Source organism: Halomonas sp. AOP27-A1-41 (genome assembly GCF_052378605.1).
GTDB classification, from domain to species: Bacteria; Pseudomonadota; Gammaproteobacteria; order Pseudomonadales; family Halomonadaceae; genus Vreelandella; species Vreelandella citrativorans.
This window is the reverse complement of record NZ_JBQSXT010000006.1, coordinates 133024-151555: the sequence shown is the minus strand read 5'-3', so window position 1 is coordinate 151555 and position 18532 is coordinate 133024. Positions and strand designations below refer to the sequence as shown.

Annotated in this window: 17 protein-coding genes; 4 read left to right on the top strand and 13 right to left on the bottom strand. The window is 52.6% G+C overall.

Going from position 1 to position 18532, the window contains the following annotated elements; genetic code table 11:
• Positions 1-164 precede the first annotated feature (164 nt).
• The 4 genes from ACT3TC_RS06480 to ACT3TC_RS06465 form a co-directional block, all read right to left on the bottom strand.
• Positions 165-1970 carry an acyl-CoA dehydrogenase C-terminal domain-containing protein gene (locus tag ACT3TC_RS06480; protein ID WP_444639525.1) on the bottom strand — a complete coding sequence of 602 codons (1806 nt, stop codon included), beginning with the start codon at positions 1968-1970 and terminating at the stop codon, positions 165-167.
• 229 nt (positions 1971-2199) lie between these two features.
• Positions 2200-2967 (bottom strand): SDR family NAD(P)-dependent oxidoreductase, encoded by a 768-nt coding sequence (locus ACT3TC_RS06475; RefSeq protein WP_444639524.1) that lies wholly within the window; start codon positions 2965-2967, stop codon positions 2200-2202.
• 20 nt (positions 2968-2987) lie between these two features.
• Complete coding sequence (locus ACT3TC_RS06470) at positions 2988-4652, bottom strand: AMP-binding protein (RefSeq protein ID WP_444639523.1); 1665 nt, start codon at positions 4650-4652, stop codon at positions 2988-2990.
• 276 nt (positions 4653-4928) lie between these two features.
• Positions 4929-5501, bottom strand: coding sequence for a TetR/AcrR family transcriptional regulator (locus ACT3TC_RS06465; RefSeq protein WP_444639522.1), 573 nt, complete (start codon positions 5499-5501; stop codon positions 4929-4931).
• 117 nt (positions 5502-5618) lie between these two features.
• Here ACT3TC_RS06465 and ACT3TC_RS06460 point away from each other — a divergent pair, with 117 nt between their 5' ends.
• On the top strand, positions 5619-6806 hold the full coding sequence (locus ACT3TC_RS06460; RefSeq protein ID WP_444639521.1) for an acetyl-CoA C-acyltransferase: 1188 nt from the start codon (positions 5619-5621) through the stop codon (positions 6804-6806).
• Positions 6807-6881: 75 nt separating this feature from the next.
• On the opposite strand, the gene pstB is transcribed toward ACT3TC_RS06460, so the two are convergent.
• The 5 genes from pstB to ACT3TC_RS06435 all read right to left on the bottom strand — a co-directional run bounded on the left by pstB (position 6882) and on the right by ACT3TC_RS06435 (position 12951).
• Positions 6882-7685 (bottom strand): phosphate ABC transporter ATP-binding protein PstB, encoded by an 804-nt coding sequence (pstB, locus tag ACT3TC_RS06455; RefSeq protein ID WP_172117307.1) that lies wholly within the window; start codon positions 7683-7685, stop codon positions 6882-6884.
• Between the two features lie 36 nt (positions 7686-7721).
• Complete coding sequence (gene pstA / locus ACT3TC_RS06450; protein ID WP_444639520.1) at positions 7722-9080, bottom strand: phosphate ABC transporter permease PstA; 1359 nt, start codon at positions 9078-9080, stop codon at positions 7722-7724.
• Between the two features lie 6 nt (positions 9081-9086).
• Entirely contained in the window at positions 9087-10466 is a 1380-nt protein-coding gene (pstC, locus tag ACT3TC_RS06445; protein WP_444639519.1) for a phosphate ABC transporter permease subunit PstC, read from the bottom strand.
• Between the two features lie 107 nt (positions 10467-10573).
• Positions 10574-11584 (bottom strand): substrate-binding domain-containing protein, encoded by a 1011-nt coding sequence (locus ACT3TC_RS06440; protein WP_172117052.1) that lies wholly within the window; start codon positions 11582-11584, stop codon positions 10574-10576.
• Positions 11585-11763: 179 nt separating this feature from the next.
• Positions 11764-12951, bottom strand: a complete 1188-nt coding sequence (locus ACT3TC_RS06435; protein ID WP_444639518.1) for a multidrug effflux MFS transporter — start codon at positions 12949-12951, stop codon at positions 11764-11766.
• 305 nt (positions 12952-13256) lie between these two features.
• Here ACT3TC_RS06435 and ACT3TC_RS06430 point away from each other — a divergent pair, with 305 nt between their 5' ends.
• From ACT3TC_RS06430 to tal, 3 genes are read left to right on the top strand one after another with little or no spacing between them, the layout of a single operon-like run.
• A complete protein-coding gene (locus ACT3TC_RS06430; protein ID WP_444639517.1) occupies positions 13257-13445 on the top strand; it encodes a hypothetical protein in 189 nt (62 codons plus the stop codon).
• 39 nt (positions 13446-13484) lie between these two features.
• The gene (locus ACT3TC_RS06425; RefSeq protein ID WP_444639516.1) at positions 13485-13700 is read left to right on the top strand and encodes a hypothetical protein; all 216 of its coding nucleotides are present in this window, start codon (positions 13485-13487) and stop codon (positions 13698-13700) included.
• A gap of 26 nt (positions 13701-13726) precedes the next feature.
• Complete coding sequence (gene tal, locus ACT3TC_RS06420) at positions 13727-14665, top strand: transaldolase (protein ID WP_444639515.1); 939 nt, start codon at positions 13727-13729, stop codon at positions 14663-14665.
• Between the two features lie 95 nt (positions 14666-14760).
• On the opposite strand, the gene ACT3TC_RS06415 is transcribed toward tal, so the two are convergent.
• The 4 genes from ACT3TC_RS06415 to ACT3TC_RS06400 are packed head-to-tail and all read right to left on the bottom strand — an operon-like array spanning position 14761 to position 18461.
• The gene (locus tag ACT3TC_RS06415) at positions 14761-15279 is read right to left on the bottom strand and encodes an STAS domain-containing protein (protein WP_193057118.1); all 519 of its coding nucleotides are present in this window, start codon (positions 15277-15279) and stop codon (positions 14761-14763) included.
• Positions 15269-16459 (bottom strand): PP2C family protein-serine/threonine phosphatase, encoded by a 1191-nt coding sequence (locus ACT3TC_RS06410; protein ID WP_172117057.1) that lies wholly within the window; start codon positions 16457-16459, stop codon positions 15269-15271. Before ACT3TC_RS06410 ends, ACT3TC_RS06415 begins: the two co-directional genes overlap by 11 nt.
• An 8-nt stretch (positions 16460-16467) precedes the next feature.
• Positions 16468-17292: an MlaA family lipoprotein gene (locus ACT3TC_RS06405; protein WP_193054899.1), complete on the bottom strand. Its 825-nt coding sequence runs from the start codon at positions 17290-17292 to the stop codon at positions 16468-16470.
• A gap of 47 nt (positions 17293-17339) precedes the next feature.
• The gene (locus ACT3TC_RS06400) at positions 17340-18461 is read right to left on the bottom strand and encodes a beta-ketoacyl-ACP synthase III (RefSeq protein WP_444639514.1); all 1122 of its coding nucleotides are present in this window, start codon (positions 18459-18461) and stop codon (positions 17340-17342) included.
• Between the last annotated feature and the right edge of the window lie 71 nt (positions 18462-18532).

The window sequence follows — 18532 nt, the reverse complement described above, 5'->3', positions numbered from 1 at the left end:
ACGTTTGGCAAGCACTATCTTTAAAAAGATCCAGCGCCCTATAAAAAAGCGGCAGGTCTGCTTGATGGATATGCTCCATAACAAGAGACTGCCGCAAACCACCGAACACAGTACTGATAAAAACGTTTGGCGAATAACCAAAGCGTGCCTGCACACACTACATGTTAGATCTCAAAGCCCAGACCAAAATCTTCGCTGGAGATAGCCATTAAGCTGCCAGCACCGGCCTGGATCATCTGCGCATGCGCTTTCGTACGCGGCAGTAGCCGCTGATAGTAGAATCGCGCAGTATTAAGCTTGGCGGCATAAAACGCCTTATCATCACCTTCAAGCGCAACAGATGCTTGTTTAGCCGCTCGCGCAAACAGATAAGCAAGCGCGACATAGCCGGAATACATCAGGTAGTCGACACTTGCCGCCCCAACTTCCTCACGATCCTGCATCGCCTTCATGCCGACCCCCATCGTCAGCTCACCCCACTCTGCGTTGAGCTTAGACAGCGGCGTAACAAACTCTTTAAGCGCAGGGTTATCAGCCTCGGCTTTACAGAATTTATGAATCTCTTTGGTAAAGACCTTGAGCGACTCCCCTTGGCTCATCAGCACTTTTCGCCCCAGCAGGTCGAGTGCCTGAATGCCGGTAGTACCTTCATAGAGCCGCGTAATACGTGCATCACGCACTAACTGCTCCATTCCCCACTCTTTAATAAAGCCGTGACCACCAAAAACTTGTACGCCTTCATTAGTACTCTCAAAACCAACTTCCGTTAAAAACGCTTTAACGATCGGCGTAAGCAGTCCCAGCAAGGTTTCAGCACGCTCTTTTTCTTCACCAGGCTGACCAAGCTCAACGGTGTCCAGCAACTGGGCGGCGTAAAGCACCAGCATGCGCCCACCTTCGGCAAACGCTTTTTGCGTTAGCAGCATCCGGCGCACATCCGGATGAACGATAATCGGGTCGGCAGGTTTTTCGGGCGCCTGCTTGCCTGACAAACCACGCATCTGTAGGCGGTCACGGGCGTAACTCAACGAATTTTGAAAACTGGCTTCAATGAGGCCAAGCCCTTGGATACCCACGCCAAGGCGCGCAGCATTCATCATGGTAAACATGCACGCCAGCCCTTTATTAGGCGCCCCAACCAGATAACCAGTGGCACCATCAAAGTTCATAACGCACGTCGCGTTACCATGAATGCCCATTTTATGCTCCAGGGAGCCGCAGGTTACCCCATTGCGCTCACCGGGATTGCCATCCGCATTAGGTAAAAACTTAGGCACGACAAAGAGTGAAATACCTTTTGACCCTTCTGGCGCATCAGGCAGTTTGGCGAGCACCAGATGGACAATGTTTTCGGCCAAGTCATGCTCACCAGCGGAGATAAATATCTTGGTGCCGGTAATGGTATAAGCCTCTCCAGCAGTTGGCACCGCGCGAGTCTTGATTAACCCAAGATCGGTACCACAGTGAGGCTCTGTTAAGCACATGGTGCCCGTCCAAACGCCTTCCACCAGCTTGGTAAGATACGTCGCTTTCTGCTCGTCGGTGCCATGATGGCGCAGCGCGTCAGCGGCACCATGTGAAAGCCCTGGATACATACCCCAGGCTAAATTGGTCGCGCAGATCATTTCCGAAAGCACCATAGCAAGCGAAGGCGGCAGCCCTTGCCCACCGTGCTCGGGGTCAGCCGCCAGACTTGGCCAACCGCCTTCTACGTACTGCTGGTACGCCTCCTTGAAGCCTTGAGGCGCTTTCACCTCACCGCCCTCTAGCACACAACCCTCTTCATCGCCGCTTTGATTAATTGGCAGGAGAACATCACGAGAAAAGCGCGCGCCCTCTTCCAGAATGGCGGCCACTACGTCGGGTGAAGCGTCATCACCTTCTGGCAATGCAGCGTAGTGAGCAGGATAATCAAGCATTTCGTCCATGACGAAACGCATATCACGCAGAGGGGCCTGATAACTTGGCATAGCACTTCTCCTAAACGGGGAGTTGAAAGCAGCGGTGGATTTCAAAAAACAGCTTTCAAACACATGTTTGAAAGCTAGCGCGCACCGCAAAGCGAGTCAAGCGAGCGTTTGAATTAAAGCCACATTAACGCTAGTCCTTTGGTCGAAGCATTGAGAATTGATCGGCTAAACGCAAAAAACTCGCCAGCCGAATTGCTGGCGAGTTGATGTCTAAGCAACGGATGCGCTTTCACTGCATCCGAATACCACCGTCCAACCGAATCACCTCACCATTAAGCATGGAATTAACAATAATATGCTCGGCTAGCTGGGCAAACTCCTCCGCTTTGCCTAATCGCTTGGGAAAAGGAACAGAGGCGGCAAGCGCTTGGGCGGCTTCATCAGGTATGTCGCCCATCATCGGTGTTTCAAACACTCCCGGCGCAATCGCCATGACACGAATAGCATGCCGTGAAAGCTCTCTAGCGGCAGGCAAACTCATCCCCACTACGCCTGCTTTAGAGGCGCTGTAAGCGCACTGCCCCACCTGGCCATCGAAGGCGGCTATAGATGCCGTGTTAATAATCACGCCACGCTCGCCATCCTGATTGGGCGTGTTTTTTGCCATGGTCGCCGCGGCCAAGCGCATGACGTTGAAGGTGCCTACCAGATTGATATGGATTGTTTTGGCATAGGCATCCAGGTCAGCCGGATTGCCCTCCCGATCCACTAGCTTGGCCACGCTAATCACGCCAGCACAGTGAATAACACCCGCGACCCCTTTTTCTTCGCTCAATTTGGCAGCGACCTCGAACGCCCGCTGCATCTGCTCTGAAGAGGTAATATCGGCCGTACAGGCTTTTGCGCGCTCTCCCAGTTGGGCAGCATGACGGCGAATACTGTCGCTTACATCACACAGCACCACCTTGGCGCCAGCAGCCACCAACCGCTCAGCCGTTGCTGCGCCCAACCCAGACGCCGCCCCGGTAATTAAAAACGTGCTCTCCTTTACCTGCATAATGGCTCTCCCTGGATTGATTAATTGTTATGGCCGGCTTGTTCAACCGCTTGCGCACGTAGCTTGAAGCGTTGGATCTTGCCGCTAGGCGTTTTAGGCAACTCCTCGACGAATTCAATGACCCGAGGGAACGCATGGGCAGATAGTCGTTCACGCACCTGCTGACGAATCGCCTCAGCCAGCTCATTGCTTGGCTCGTACCCTTCGCGAAGCACAATATAGGACTTGATCACCTCGCCGCGAATTTCATCAGGCTGCCCGACCGCCGCAGATTCCGCCACGGCAGGATGCATCATGACGCTATTCTCCACATCAGTAGGCCCTACCCGGTAGCCAGCGGTGGTAATAATGTCATCATCACGGCCTGCAAACTGGAACGAACCATCCTCATTACAGATCACTACATCGCCGGTCAGATAATAGCCTTTCATAAAGGGATTTTTCTCTTGCCACGTATACCCTTGGAAAAAATGCGCCGGTGAATGTTCAATATCCACGGCCAGTACGCCCGGCTCTCCCGCTGGCAACTCATTATACTCTGCATCCAGAATGGCCAGCCGATAGCCCGGCAAAGGTACGCCCATGCCACCTACATGCTTGGGGTGATCAAGGGTATGATGATTGTTGCAGGTCATGCCCGTTTCGGTTTGCCCGTAGTGGTCCATCACTGAACAGCCAAGCGATTTTTCGACCCAGTTGACCACTTCAGTATTTAACGGCTCGCCTGCCGAGCTGGCAGCGCGCAGCGATAACGTTTGATAGGCATCATCGAACAATCCTGACGCCTTCATTAAACGATAGGCCGTGGGGGCTGCCGCAAAATTGGTGATCCGGTGACGTTTCATAAAGTCAAGCGCCCCTTCGGCACTAAACCCGGCTTCGCAGAAATGCGTGGTCACACCTAACAGCAGCGGTCCGGTAATGGCGTAGTAAAGGCCATACGCCCACCCAGGGTCCGCCATATTCCAGAAGCAGTCATCATCACGCAGGTCAACGGCAAGTTCCATATACAGCGCAAAGGCGGTCATTGCCGAAAGCGGCACAGCCACACCCTTGGGCTTGCCCACGGTACCCGAGGTGAACATTTGCAAAAAAGGCTGGGTAGGATCAAGGCGAGGCGGCTGGGCCGTCATCGACGCGTGCGCCAAGGCAGCCTGCCAATCCAGATCATTTGGATGTTCGCGGCTCGCCCCTCCCACCGTCAGTATTGACGGGCACTGACTCAAGCCGTCAAATTTATCGCGGTTGGCGTGATCGGTGATCACCAGCTTGGTATCTGCCCGGCCCAAACGGTAACCCACTGCATCAGGCCCAAAGGCTGTAAATAGCGGCTGATATACGCCTCCTATCCGCCAAGTAGCAAGCACAGCTATCAGCAACGCCTCTGACCGAGGCAGCATGCAGGCAATGCGGTCTCCCTCTTTTAGGCCTTGCGCCACCAACCAACCCGCCAGTTTGCCACTCTGTTCGTCCAGCTCGGCATACGTCAGGGTGTGTGTTACCCCTTGGGTATCCTCATGAATCAGCGCCAGCACTTCTCCGCGCCCCGCTCGCACATGGCGTCCGCAGCACGCTTCAAAAGCATTGAGCTGGCCGTCCTGATGATCATCCAGACGGGCAACCATCTGGCCGATTGAGAAATGCTCAAGATAACCCGAATAATCGGGGAGTGATGTCGCTGTCATGATGGCTCTCTTATGTTGTTGGTAATGAGCAGTCTTGCAACAGGCGGGGTAACGTTTTAAGTCATGCGTGCATTGCTTTCAGTTTACGTTAACGGAACCCCACAGATAACCTCAACGCTAAAAGCAATCCGCAGGAAGCGCAAGCTATCTACCGCGTTAAAGGGTTATACGTTGGTCGAGGAAATACACAGACGAGTCGCTGGCAGCAAGTGCCTATTTACTACTGCTAGAAAAAAGCATTGAGGGCGTCTGGCTGGTTGCTTAAAAAAATAGCGCTTAGCGCGCCATGATCATCGCCACCAGCTCATCCGCAAGGTCATCTGGCGTACGTGGGCCGCCGGGGTCATACCAGCGCACGGTCCAGTTCAAAGCGCCCAATATAAATCGCGAAACCAGAAAGCGATCCCCACGGATAAGCTTCGCTTCCAATGCATCGTCTATAACCTGCACCCATAAGGCCTCATACGCATCGCGCAAATGGCTTAAGTGTGCGCTAGCGGCAGGGTCCAGGCGCCGCCATTCAAACAGGGCCACCACATGAGCATTGCGGTCGGTAAACAGCGTTTCCAGATGAGCACGTGCCATCGCGCGCAGCCGCTCTTCAGGGTCAGACGAGCAGCGCTCAATCGATTGACGAGCAATCATTAGCGCATTCTGCATTCCTTCCTCGATTACCGCAGCAAGGATTTCCTGTTTATCCTTGAAGTGATGAAACAGGCTGCCGGACTTGATACCCATTTCCTGCGCCAGCATACGTACAGTGGTACGATCAAAGCCCTCCTGGACAAAGAGCTGAGCCGCTAAACGCGTCAATTCCTTGCGGCGCACAGATGCATTTATTACATTCATTTCACTCACACTAGCGCTTGCTTGGTTATCCACGAGAAAACCACAGCCCCGCCAACGGGTCAACGCATCGCTTATCGCCCAGCAGAATAATCACAATAAATCCTAAGGAGTTAGCTAATGAATACTGCAACCGATATCGTATTTCTATCCGCTGCACGCACCCCCATGGGAGGCATGATGGGCAGCTTATCGAGCATGAGCGCCCCTGAACTGGGCGCGGTTGCTATTCGTGCAGCGGTTCAACGCGCGGGCATTGAGCCCGATGCCATTGATGAAGGCATTATGGGCTGCGTGCTTCCGGGGGGTGTCAAACAAGGCCCCGCTCGCCAAGCCATGCGTCAGGCCGGCATACCCGATGCGTGCGGCGCAATGACGATTAACAAGCTATGTGGTTCGGGCATGAAGGCCGCCATGCTCGCCCACGACGTGATTAAAGCGGGTAGCGGGAAAATTCTACTGGCGGGGGGCATGGAGTCCATGTCCAACGCCCCCTACGTGCTGACCAAAGCCCGCGGCGGTTATCGGTTAGGCCACGGCGAACTCAAAGACCACATGTTTTTGGATGGTCTTGAGGATGCTGAAACGGGCACATTAATGGGCGTTTTCGCTCAGGATATCGCTTCTCAACGAGGCTACACGCGGGAGCGTTTGGATGATTTTTCCATTGCCTCGCTCGAGCGCGCTATCGCTGCTTCCAACGGTGGGCAACTGGATGCTGAAATGGCGCCCGTCACCGTATCTACGCGCCAAGGCGACACGCTTATTGAACATGATGAACAACCGTTTCAAGCCAAACTCGACAAAATTCGCCACATGCGACCAGCCTTTTCTAAAGAGGGCACCATCACCGCAGCAAATGCCAGCTCTATCTCCGATGGCGCTTCAGCGCTTATCGTGGCAAGCGCCGATGCAGCCGAACGCCACGGCGTGAAGCCATTAGCCAGAATGCTGGGGCATGCAACCCACGCTCGCCACCCCAGCGAGTTTACGATTGCCCCGGTAGGCGCCATAGAAAGCCTGATGAAAAAGCTTGGCTGGAGCGTCGGCGACGTCGATTTATTTGAGATTAACGAAGCCTTTGCCGTGGTGACGCTAATGGCAATGGACGATCTTGGCTTACCTCACAGCAAGGTCAATATTTTTGGTGGCGCCTGCGCCCAAGGGCACCCTGTTGGCTCTACCGGTTCACGCATCATTGCCACGCTTATTCATGCCCTACGTACTCAAGGCGGCAAACGTGGCATTGCCAGCCTGTGTATTGGTGGCGGCGAGGCCACAGCGGTTGCTGTTGAGCTTATCGACTGACATAAACGACGCGGGGCCAACGCTTTGCAGCGTTAGCCCCGCGCTTTCCTATCACTCACGCCAGGAAGTTGTTGCTTATCCAAACCGCCCGGTAATGTAGTCGTGAGTACGCTGATCCTGAGGGTTAGTGAATATCTGATCAGTGCTATCCACTTCGACCAGGTCGCCCATATGGAAGAACGCAGTGCGGTCTGCCACTCGAGCGGCCTGCTGCATATTGTGAGTCACCATAACGATGGTATAGCTCTCACTTAGCTCATCAATCAGCTGCTCCACTTTGGCCGTGGCAATCGGGTCAAGTGCAGAGCACGGCTCATCCATCAAAATAACATCCGGACTTACCGCGACCGTCCGTGCAATACACAAACGCTGCTGCTGACCACCTGACAACCCGGTACCTGGCTGATCAAGACGGTCTTTTACCTCTTCCCAAAGCCCTGCGCGGCGCAGGCTGCTTTCTACAATATCGTCAAGCTCGGCCTTACGCCGAGCCAAGCCGTGCAAGCGCGGCCCATATGCAATATTTTCGTAGATGGATTTCGGGAAGGGATTCGGCTTTTGGAACACAATCCCCACCTGAGCGCGCAGCAATACTACATCACGGTTAGCCGCATAAATATCGTTTTGATCTAATGTAATTTTGCCTTCAACACGACAGATATCGATGGTGTCGTTCATGCGGTTTAAGCAGCGTAAAAATGTCGATTTACCGCAACCGGAAGGCCCAATAAAGGCCAGCACTTCGTTTTCGTAAATATCCAGGTCAATACCGTTAATTGCCTGAGAGTCACCGTAAAACACCTTAACGGCTTCGGCACTCATTTTGACCTTGTCTTTCGCCTTGCTGGTGCGGCTTTCACCGCCCCCGACGCTAACCATGGGAGTTGTTGTCATCGGCTCTGTTGAAGTATTCACTTACCACCTCGTCTCGAATTTTTTACGCAACCAAATCGCCAATGCATTCAAGCTTAACATTAGTCCCAGCAATACAATGATGGCCGCAGACGTGCGTGCTTCGAAGAAATTACGCAGCTCATTGCCTTGCCATAGATAAATCTGTACTGGCAGCGCGGTTGATTGATCCAACGGTGTTGCTGGCACACTCGCGACAAACGCGTTCATACCGATCAGAAGCAAGGGCGCTGTTTCCCCCAATGCTTGAGCAACACCCAAAATAGAGCCTGTCAAAATACCGGGAAGCGCCAAGGGCAATACGTGGTGAAATACCGTCTGCACTCGCGATGCCCCGATCCCCAACGCCGCTTGACGAATAGAGGGCGGAATGGAGCGTAACGATGCCCGCGTAGCGATAATAATGGTCGGTAACGTCATCAACGTAAGCACCAGCCCCCCTACCAGCGGCGCTGAAATAGGCAGTCTTAAATACCCAATAAAGATAGATGCGCCCAGCAAACCAAACACAATGGAAGGAACCGCTGCCAGGTTATTGATATTGATTTCAATTAGATCGGTTAAGCGATTCTTGGGCGCAAACTCTTCCAGATAAATAGCGCTTGATACCCCTAACGGCACAGACAGCGCGATGACGATGATCATCATAAACAGCGAACCCATAAAGGCACCGGCCAGGCCCGCTGATGCCAAAGAGCTGCGTGAGTCAGTATTTAAAAATAACGAGGTACTAAACGCGTTACGAATGACGCCAGACGCTTCAAGCTCGTCAGCCCAGGCGCGCGTTTGAGCACTTAGCTGTTGGCGTGCATCCGGCAAATCACGATCAATATTGCCTTTGATCCAGACATCCACGTTCGCACTCGCCAGCATCTTGAGTTCGACGGTTTGCCCCAACAGCGAAGGATCTTCAATAAACCGATCACGCAACGCGTAGCGCTCGCCAGAGGTGACAAGCGCACGCAGATCACGTAACTGCGGCCCCTCTACCTCTACCCCCAACGCCTCTTCCAGTGCGTTATCAATTAAGGATTGCCAATTGGCCAGCCCTGCTTGTGTTTCCCACTGTAAAAAACGCTCTTCAAACTCAAACTGGCTCTCGCCACTAGCGCGTTCAGGCTTGGGCTCAAGCTGGATAATCTCGGGGTCGAAATACACATCCATGTACATGGTGGCCTGCCAAAATGCCGGCACACCACGCATTAGTATGCTGATAAACAGGATGGCGACCAGCACCATACCGGTAATAACAGCGACAAGTCCCATCCGCCGAAAGCTGTTTTCTTTACGATGCCGTTTCGCCAGCGACTTTTCTATCGTCATCAGCCGGTGTTGCCGGCGCTGCTCAATCGTTATGGACATAGTCACTTACTCGTATTGCTGGCGATATTTACGCACGACAACCAGTGCGATGACGTTTAGGCCTAAGGTGATCACAAACAGGGTAAGACCGAGGGCAAACGCAACCAGTGACTGGGGGCTTGCAAAATCCATATCCCCGGTCAATTGGTTAACAATCGTTACGGTAATAGTCGATACCGCCTCGAAAGGGTTGGCATGCAGTACAGGGTTATTACCAGCGGCCAATACCACAATCATGGTTTCCCCAATCGCGCGGCTTGCTGCCAGCAAAAAAGCACCCACAATGCCGGGAAGCGCGGCGGGCAATACCACCTGTCGAATCGTTTCAGACTTGGTGGCGCCCAAACCTAATGCACCATCCCTCAGCGACTTAGGCACTTGGGTAATAATGTCGTCAGACAGCGAAGAGACAAAAGGAATGATCATGATCCCCATGACCAGGCCCGCTGTTATCGCGCTGGTTGTGCGAATATTAATGCCAATCAGATCACCAAAAGCGGAGAGAAAGGGGCCCACAATCATCAGCGCGAAAAAGCCATAAACAATGGTCGGGATACCCGCCAAAATCTCAATCACCGGCTTGGCCACATTGCGCAACCAGGGCGGTGCGTACTCTGCCATGTAGATTGCGGTCATTAACCCAACAGGAATCGCTACCAACAGTGCAATGCCACTGACCATTATGGTGCCCCAGAGGAGCGGCAATAAACCAAACTCCCCTTGGTCAGAGGTACCAGAGGTGCTAAATCGAGGGTTCCAGGTAGTGCCAAAAAAGAAGTCGACGGGACTAATAAAACTAAAGAACTTCATTGCCTCGCCCAGCATGGAGAGCACAATGCCAATCGTTGTAAATATAGCGACAGCCGAGCTTGCGGCTAGCGCAAACATAATAACCCGTTCAACTTGGTTACGGGCGCGCCACTGGGGCGTGATACGCCGCCGTGCAATGACCAGGCCCGCCACAGATAGCACGGCGACTAATGCCACCAGGCTAAAATTTTCAAACGTTTGAAGCCTTGCCATATGTGCCGCAGCGGCCCACTCTTCAGGACTACCACCACCCGCTACGCCACGTTCGTTTGCCAAGGCAGTTACACGATCCAGAAACGTTTGCATTTCACGGTCGCTCATACTGGCAACCATGTCAGTAGGCAACTGCTGAATAACCAGCATGTCGATTAACTGAGGGGCTAAAAATGACCATAACAAAAATATAGCGAGTGCAGGCAAGCCGCACCAAAGCGCCACAAGCGTACCGTAATAGCCCGGCCGCGAATGCATTCGTACATCTTGAGTTGCCGCAACCGCACGGCTGCGCGTCAAGCCTAAATGGTATGCCAAGGCCATCAACACCAACAGCGTGGCTATCAAGGCAAAGTTGCTCATTATCTTTCCGCCTTTGACTTGCTACGTTTAAGCGCCAGCATCAACTGCATGATGCTGGCGCAAAAACAAACTTAATAAAGTACACCGAATCTGAAGCAGTGCCGCACTTAGTCGACGCTTACGACCGTACGGGATTCGAACTGCTCAAGCACTTGGCTACGCTCGCTCTCATCCATCGGGATCAGACCAGCGTCTTCCAGCGGGCTGCCATAGCCAGAGGTCATTTCGTTCAGGAAGAACTCCGTGTATTCCGCCAGGCCAGGAATCACGTCAATGTGCTCGCCTTTCACGTAGAAGAACAGCGGACGAGAAACCGGATACTCACCAGAACCAATCGTTTCCAGGCTAGGCGTTACACCATCAACGGTCGCCACTTGCAAGCGGTCACGGTTTTGATCGTAGAAGCTAAGACCGAAGACACCTACTGCATCTTCCTGAGCATCCAGACGTGCCAGTGTTTCGGTGTAATCGCCGGCAATTTCAACGATACGGCCATCGCCACGCAGGTTGATGCAAGCATCGCCTTCTACTTCAGCAACAGTGTCACAACCCGGGTGAACGACTTTCTCTTCAAAGACTTCACGCGTACCGTGGTTGGAAGCCGGGATAACCAGTACGATTTCCTGGTCAGGCAGGTTGCTGTCGATTTCAGACCAGCGGGTGTAGGGGTTATCAACCAGTTCGCCGTTTTGCGGCAGTTGAGCAGCCGCCGCTTTGAAAACATGCTCAGGCGTTAGTGCAAACTCGCCACGATCAAGGCGCGAGGCAAATACAATGCCGTCGTAGCCGAATTGGATTTCAATAATTTCGTTAACACCGTTTTCGGCACAGCTCTCAACCTCACCGCTACGAATTGAGCGAGAAGCGTTAGCGATATCAATGGTGTTTTCACCAACGCCTTGGCAGAACTGACGAAGGCCGCCACTTGAACCACCAGAACCAACTACCGGCGTATTAAACTGAGAATACGTATTACCAAACTCTTCAGCCACGATACCTGCAAACGGCAGTACAGTAGAAGAGCCCGCAATTTGGATTGTGTCGCGAGCCATGGCAGCGCTTGAAACACCTACCGCTAGACCGGCTACTACTGCAACACTTAGCGTATGCTTTTTCACGTCGTGTTCCCCTCTGGTTTGATATCCGGCCAGCTGATGCTTACCGGAAGAGTTGGCCTTCTGGCCTTTCACAAAGGAGAGTTTGCACACGTATCATTGCAGAAATATGACAATCTCTAAATCGTTAAATACGCAAAACGTCGTATAGCAAAGGAGAACACTACGACAGGGTAAAACGACTAGCGACTCTGTTCTGAATTGGCGGTTAGCATCCGCACACCAATATTTCCAAGTAATGACGCCCCCAGCATGGTCAATACCATGGGCCACAGATGGGCGACTTCAAACGCCCCGACCAACACCCCGGCAAGCGCGCCACAGCTAAACTGGATGCCACCTAGCAACGCCGTTGCGGTCGCACTGATATGCCCAAAGTGATCCAGTAGTGACGAGATGGCATTCGGAGTGATCAAGCCAATCATGCCGGTAAATACCATCACCAGAGGCACGACGGTATATAGCGTGACCATATCCAACGCTGTAACGATCACCAAGCCCAAGCCCGCGACCATCTGGATCATTAACCCCAGGCGCAGGTTTTGTTGGGGTGTGCGTTGACGCAGCATATAAATATTAACGCGGTTGGAGAGCGCAATAACAACGACGTTAACCCCGAAAATCAGCGGATACATCCCCGGAGAGAGACCAAAATAATCAAGATAGACAAAGGGCGATGCTGTTACAAAGGCGAAAAGACCGGCAAAAGAGGCGGCCACTGCACAGATATACCCCATGCCTTCTTTATGCCGCAGCACGCTTACATAATTGCCGAGCACCTGACGAGGCGACGCTGCAGGCAGTGTCATATCACGGGTTTCGGGTAACCGAGTCCCCAGCAGCCAAAGCAAAAAACCGGCATATGCCGCAAGAAAAACAAAAATCAGCCACCAGCCTGCCACATGCAGCAGCATACTCCCCACCGCCGGTGCCACCAGGGGAGCCAACATCATGATCATGGCCATGGTCGACATCACTTTGGCAGCCTCTCGGCCGCTAAAGCAGTCGCGTACAATGGCGGCAGAGTTTACCACGCAGGCTCCGCCACCCAGCGCCTGGATAAATCGCCAAAACAAAAGCGAGTTGAGGCTATCAGCCGTGGTAATCATCAGGCTTGCCAGCATAAATACGACTAAACCACCCATGAGTACCGGCTTGCGTCCTATCCGGTCAGATAGCGGTCCAAAGACAAGTTGACCAATGGCAAAACCGAACAGGAACACACTAATCGAAAGCTCCGCGTGATGAATGCTGGCATTAACAGATTCCGCTAACACACCAATCGCAGGCAGATAGGCGTCAATCGCAAAAGGGGCAAGCGCTGTGTTGGCAGCAACCAACAAAGCAACCCGTCGTGGGTTAAGTTCCATAGGACTCCCTGAATTAATTAGCCACCATCAAGCACGGCAGCAATCGATAGGCTGCTAAATAGTAACGCGGTGATGAAAATTAAGCACCGCAGCCCCAAAAACTGAAACTGCTGAGCCCAGGATTCATAAGCCTTTTCCAAGACCAACTGATGGGAACACTATGAATTTTAGAGCGCTGAAGCACCTCACCCGACACTTCGAGACGCTATATAATATGCAGCGTGCTGCTCTCATTGAAACCGTTTCAGAGCTTCATAGTAATAGCCGCCATATTTTCGATAGCGCTCAACGCCTAGCGCTAGGCAATGAAGACCTTGCTATCCGAACACGCCCGCAAAACGCAATCCCACGAAACGACCGCAGCTAACCTGGATGAGCTGACAGAGAACGTTGCCACCATCGCTGGTTTTGCCGCCGATGCAACCCAGCTAACGTCTACGGCGGCGGCACAAACCCAAGACGGTAGCCAGATAATGAGCAGCACCGCACATTGAACATCTTAATTCAACACTACACGAACAGACCAGACCCAGGTGAATCGGGCCAATACCAAGCAGGTTGAAGCTACTGCTCAGGATGCAATGTCGCTTGAAGCCGCTGCAGAAAGGATGCGTGAACAAGCCGCACGCTTTAAAATCGGAGAGATATCCAGCGATGATTTTATTTGGCAAGCCTCTCCGCCAACACCTGACTTATCCAATACCCCCACATCGGATAATATTCAGCGAGCGCCTGCCTTGCTACAGTAAAGGACTAACGACGCAAGGAGTAATGAATGGCCACTAGCCTGCTAACACAGCTTAAAGAAATGACCTCGGTAGTCGCCGATACCGGCGACCTTGAAGCCATCCGACGTTTTGCGCCACAAGATGCAACGACGAACCCTTCGCTCATCCTACAAGCCGCTCAGCAAGAGCAGCGCCGCGCCCACTTGGCCGCTATTGCCAAGGAAAGCAAGGATATTGATGATGCGGTTGACCGCGTGGCTGTCGAGATTGGTAGTGAAATTAGTGAACTGGTGCCCGGCTACGTATCCACCGAAGTAAGTGCTCGGCTTTCATTTGACCGTGATGCCACTATTGCGCGCGCGCATTCATTGATTGAGCGGTACGCCCAAAAGGGCGTGGGTCCTGAGCGCATACTAATCAAGATGGCCTCCACTTGGGAGGGTATTCAGGCAGCGCAGCAGCTTGAGCGTGAAGGCATCCGTACCAACCTCACGCTGCTGTTTGGTTTTGCTCAGGCTCAAGCATGTGCCGATGCAGGCGTCACTTTGATTTCGCCGTTTGTCGGGCGCATCCTCGATTGGCATAAATCTCGTCAGCCTGAAGCCGATTTTAACGGTAACAATGACCCAGGCGTACAGTCTGTCAAACAGATTTACAGCTACTACAAGGGCCATAACTACCCCACCATCGTAATGGGCGCAAGCTTTCGTAATATCGGCGAGATTGTATCTCTGGCAGGCTGTGACCGTCTGACCATTTCGCCCAAGTTGCTTACCGAGTTGGATGAACAGCAGGGTGAACTAACTCGCCAGCTAACGCCGATGGGCGCGAGTAGCTCAGCGGACGAGCCATTAACGCAAAGCGATTTCCGCTGGGCCATGAATGAAGATGAAATGGCGTCTGATAAACTAGCGGAAGGTATTCGCAAATTTATGGCCGACCAGCGTGAGCTGGAAACATTGCTCGGCACACTGCGAAAGTCATAAGTTATTAAATTGCACCACGCTTAAACGACCCCCCCCACAAAAGTGGGGGGGTTGTCAGTCGTCGGAGCCTCCCTTTCTTTATCAGGGAGGCTTTTTTAATGGTGGGGTTCTGTATTCTGCGCTTCCAACATCTCAACCAACGGCTGGAACTGCTCGCGATTATGCTCATTCATGTGCATTAAAATACGATGCGCTTCAAGAATTCGCTCGCGCAGCCCATCTTCATCCGCAGGCTCTTCAGGCAGCTCAACAAGCGCATCGCTAAGCGCCGGCGGCTGTTGAAGCGGCGCCTCCATCAAGGTAAAAAAACGTGCAAAGCCCATAACATCGAGCATTTTACGAACATCAGGATTATCCGCAATGATAGTAGGCGGGTGGGCCAAACGCCCTTTTACAGCCATCGCCACCTTTGCAAGAAAACCCAATGCCGTTGAATCGACATTGGTCGCTTCACGCAAGTCAATCATTACCGCACGTAACCCAGGCGTTTCAGCCAGATGTTGTGCCTGGGTATCCAGCGTGGCACAAAGCGTTAACCGCACATCGCCACAGAGTTTTAAGACAAAAACACCGGAGTCGAACGCCGCTTTAATACGGCCTTCATCAATCAGCATGACCAAATCCGCTCACCATCATGATTGTTAGATCATCGGGTAAAGCACCGCGTTCCTGGTTCGCCTCACCCGTCTCCCCTGCTGCCAGCAGGACACTTGTTTTGGCTAGCCGTTCGCGCAACTGCTCAAGCGTGACACTTTCGCTTACTAATTGCTCAAGCTCCTTGAGCCGCGTGTCGAGCGTTTTACCCGGCAAGCATTCCAATACACCATCTGAACACAGCCATAATCGAAATTCGGCCGGCAAGGCACAGCTCAGCGAAGGATACTCTATATCGGGGAAAAGGCCTACTGGCATCCCCTCTCCTTCAAGCCGAGAGAGCTTACCGCCCGCAACCAAAAAAGGCATCGGCAGCTGTGCACCGAGCGAATAGTGAAGAGTATGAGAGTGATGGTCAATAACACCTACAAACAACGTTGCATGTTTACCGATATCGGTCCCCTGCAACTCTCGATTCATAGCGGCCAACCAGTCCGGCGCCAAGCACTCGGGCTTTTGGCCGTCCCACTCATTCAGCCAACGGTTGCATAAATACTTTAACAGCACGGTCACAAACGCCGAGGATGCGCCGTGCCCAGAAACGTCTGCAAAATAAAACGCACTGTAACGGTCGTTGTAACGCTGATAATCCAGAAAGTCGCCGGATAGATAAAGCGAGGGCGCAAACCAATAATCATAGTAAACGCCGTTCACCACTTTGGGGTGAGCAGGCAATAACCGACGCTGAATATGCCCCCCACTTTGCTGGTCCATGCGCAGCAGCGCCAGATGTGTCTCCAGACTCTCGTTTAATTCAGCGAGTCTTTCTCTATCACGGTCTCGCTCAATGGCTAACTCATTGAGCTCAATAGCCTTACGAATCATTCGTCGCAGCAGTTCAGCATGGCGTAGAGGATGAACGATATAGTCCACCAACCCTATGTCAATCGCCTTGATCAGGTCCGCATCCTGACGTGAGTCGCTTACCACCAACGTGGGTAAGCGACGCGTCAACTGCGACCACTGCTGCTGAGGCACCGAGTGCGCATGCGCAACAATCAAAGCGGTTTCTGCTGGAAGATAGTCGATATTATCTGCAGCATATACGCCCATACCATCACACGTGATGGCTTCTGCCAGCGCATCGCGCTCCGGACCGGGCGCGTCAATTACCGCAACCAGTTGCCTGGAATGATCCATATCAAGCCTCAATCGGCGAAATCGTCGTCACTAACATCGCTGTCGTCGAAATCACTGTCATTGAAATCGCTGTCGTTAAAGTCAAAATCATCCATTGCAAACGGGTCATCGCCTAACTCGCCATCACTAATTTCAAACTGGCGGCTCTGCAAATAAGCGTCGCGCACAAAGCTGTAGCGATCACCACTAATCAAGTTTTCCCGATCAAGTAATGCGGCGCGTCGGTCAATAATATTGAGCGCGCTTAATACAAGCTCGGTGGTGTTATCATCCACGTAAACGATGGGGTAGGTCATGATATCAGCAGGCCGACCCGTAGCATCACGTAACGTACTGGGCCCCAAAAACGGCAAGACAAGGTAGCGTGAGTCATCCCACCCCCAGGCCGCCAGCGTTTGCCCGAAATCCTCGTCGCTTGCGTTAATCTCCATCAACGTCGCGTAATCAAGCAACCCACCGATACCCACCGTTGTGTTGATCAAAAAACGGGATGTTGCCAACCCAGCGTTCGCCGGTTTTCCTTGAAGAAGACTATTTATGGTCGTACGAATTTCGCCAAGGTTGGAGAAAAAGTTGCTGACACCGGTTTGTACAGGGCTCGGCGTAATCGTGCGATACCCTTGGGCTACCGGCTTCAACGTATACTGATCAACGACATCGTTAAAGGCAAAAACGCGGCGATTAAAGCCCTCCCACGGATCATCCGGATTCGCATCTTGAGCCATTTGCGTGCTGGCACAACCGCTAGCCGCCATGGTGATAAGCAGCACAGCTGGTAGGGCTGCGTTACGCAGTGAAAAAGTGGTGGCTTGCCTGGCTAACAACCGCAGCATGGTTATTCCTCTTCAAAAACTAACGTACTATCACTGACGTCGTACTGTTACTGACGTCGAACTACGACGCACCCTGCGCTGTAGCCTGCTCCAAAGGAGCAAATCACACCAATGTCGCCCTCCACCATATCCTCATGATGTAAATGAAAGGCAATAATGGAACCAGCGGAGCTTGTGTTTGCATAGCGGTCTAAAATGATGGGCGCTTGCGCCTCACTGGGCTCAAAACCCAATACCCTGCGAGCGATAAGATCGTTCATATGGCGGTTAGCCTGATGCAGCCACATTTTTTTGAGATCACTTCCCGATAGCTCCAACGAGGTCAAGTGATCTGTAATCAGCTGGGCTACCATGGGACATACTTCTTTGAAAACTCGCCGCCCTTCTTGCACAAAGAGCTTATCAATTGCTAACGGATCACTGTCCGTCACACGGTTTAAAAAGCCGGCATTATTGCGAATGGCATTGGAAAACTGGGTAACAAGCCGCGTACCTATAATTTCAAAGCGCTCATCGGCCACTGCATCGACACTATTTTCCAGGACCACAGCGGTGCAAGCATCGCCGAAAATAAAGTGGCTGTCACGGTCTCGAAAGTTTAAATGTGCCGAACAGATTTCCGGGTTCACTACCAGGGCGCGTTTAATACTGCCGGACGCAATAGCATTAGCGGCCGATTCAAGGGCGAACGTAGCAGAGCTGCAAGCCACGTTCATATCAAATCCATAACCCTTGGCACCCAGCATCTGCTGCACTTCTACCGCTAACGCAGGATAGGCACGCTCCATATTGGAGCAAGCCACAATCACCAGTTCGATGTCACCAGGTGCTACCTGGGCTTTTTCCAGCGCTTGGCGTGCGGCAGAGACGGCCATGTCACACTGAATAGAGGGCTCGTCATTTTGACGTAATGGCAGCCGAGGACACATCCGCTCAGGATCTAAAATACCTGAAGCATCCAATACGTAACGACTTTTAATACCAGAGGCTTTTTCGATGAACTCGCTGCTGGAGTGGGCTAGCGGCTCACGCTCACCCCGTGCAATCGCATCCGCATGACACGCATTTTCGTTATCCACCCACGTATTAAATGCAGCCACCAGCGCCGCATTATCAATGGCGTGTTCCGGTGTATAAAGCCCTGTCCCGGTTATCACCACGTTTGTCATGCCTATCTCCTCTAAGCGGCTTTTGCCCCTATTGCTTGCTGTTCAGACTCAGGCCCAAGGCTCGCGCTTAA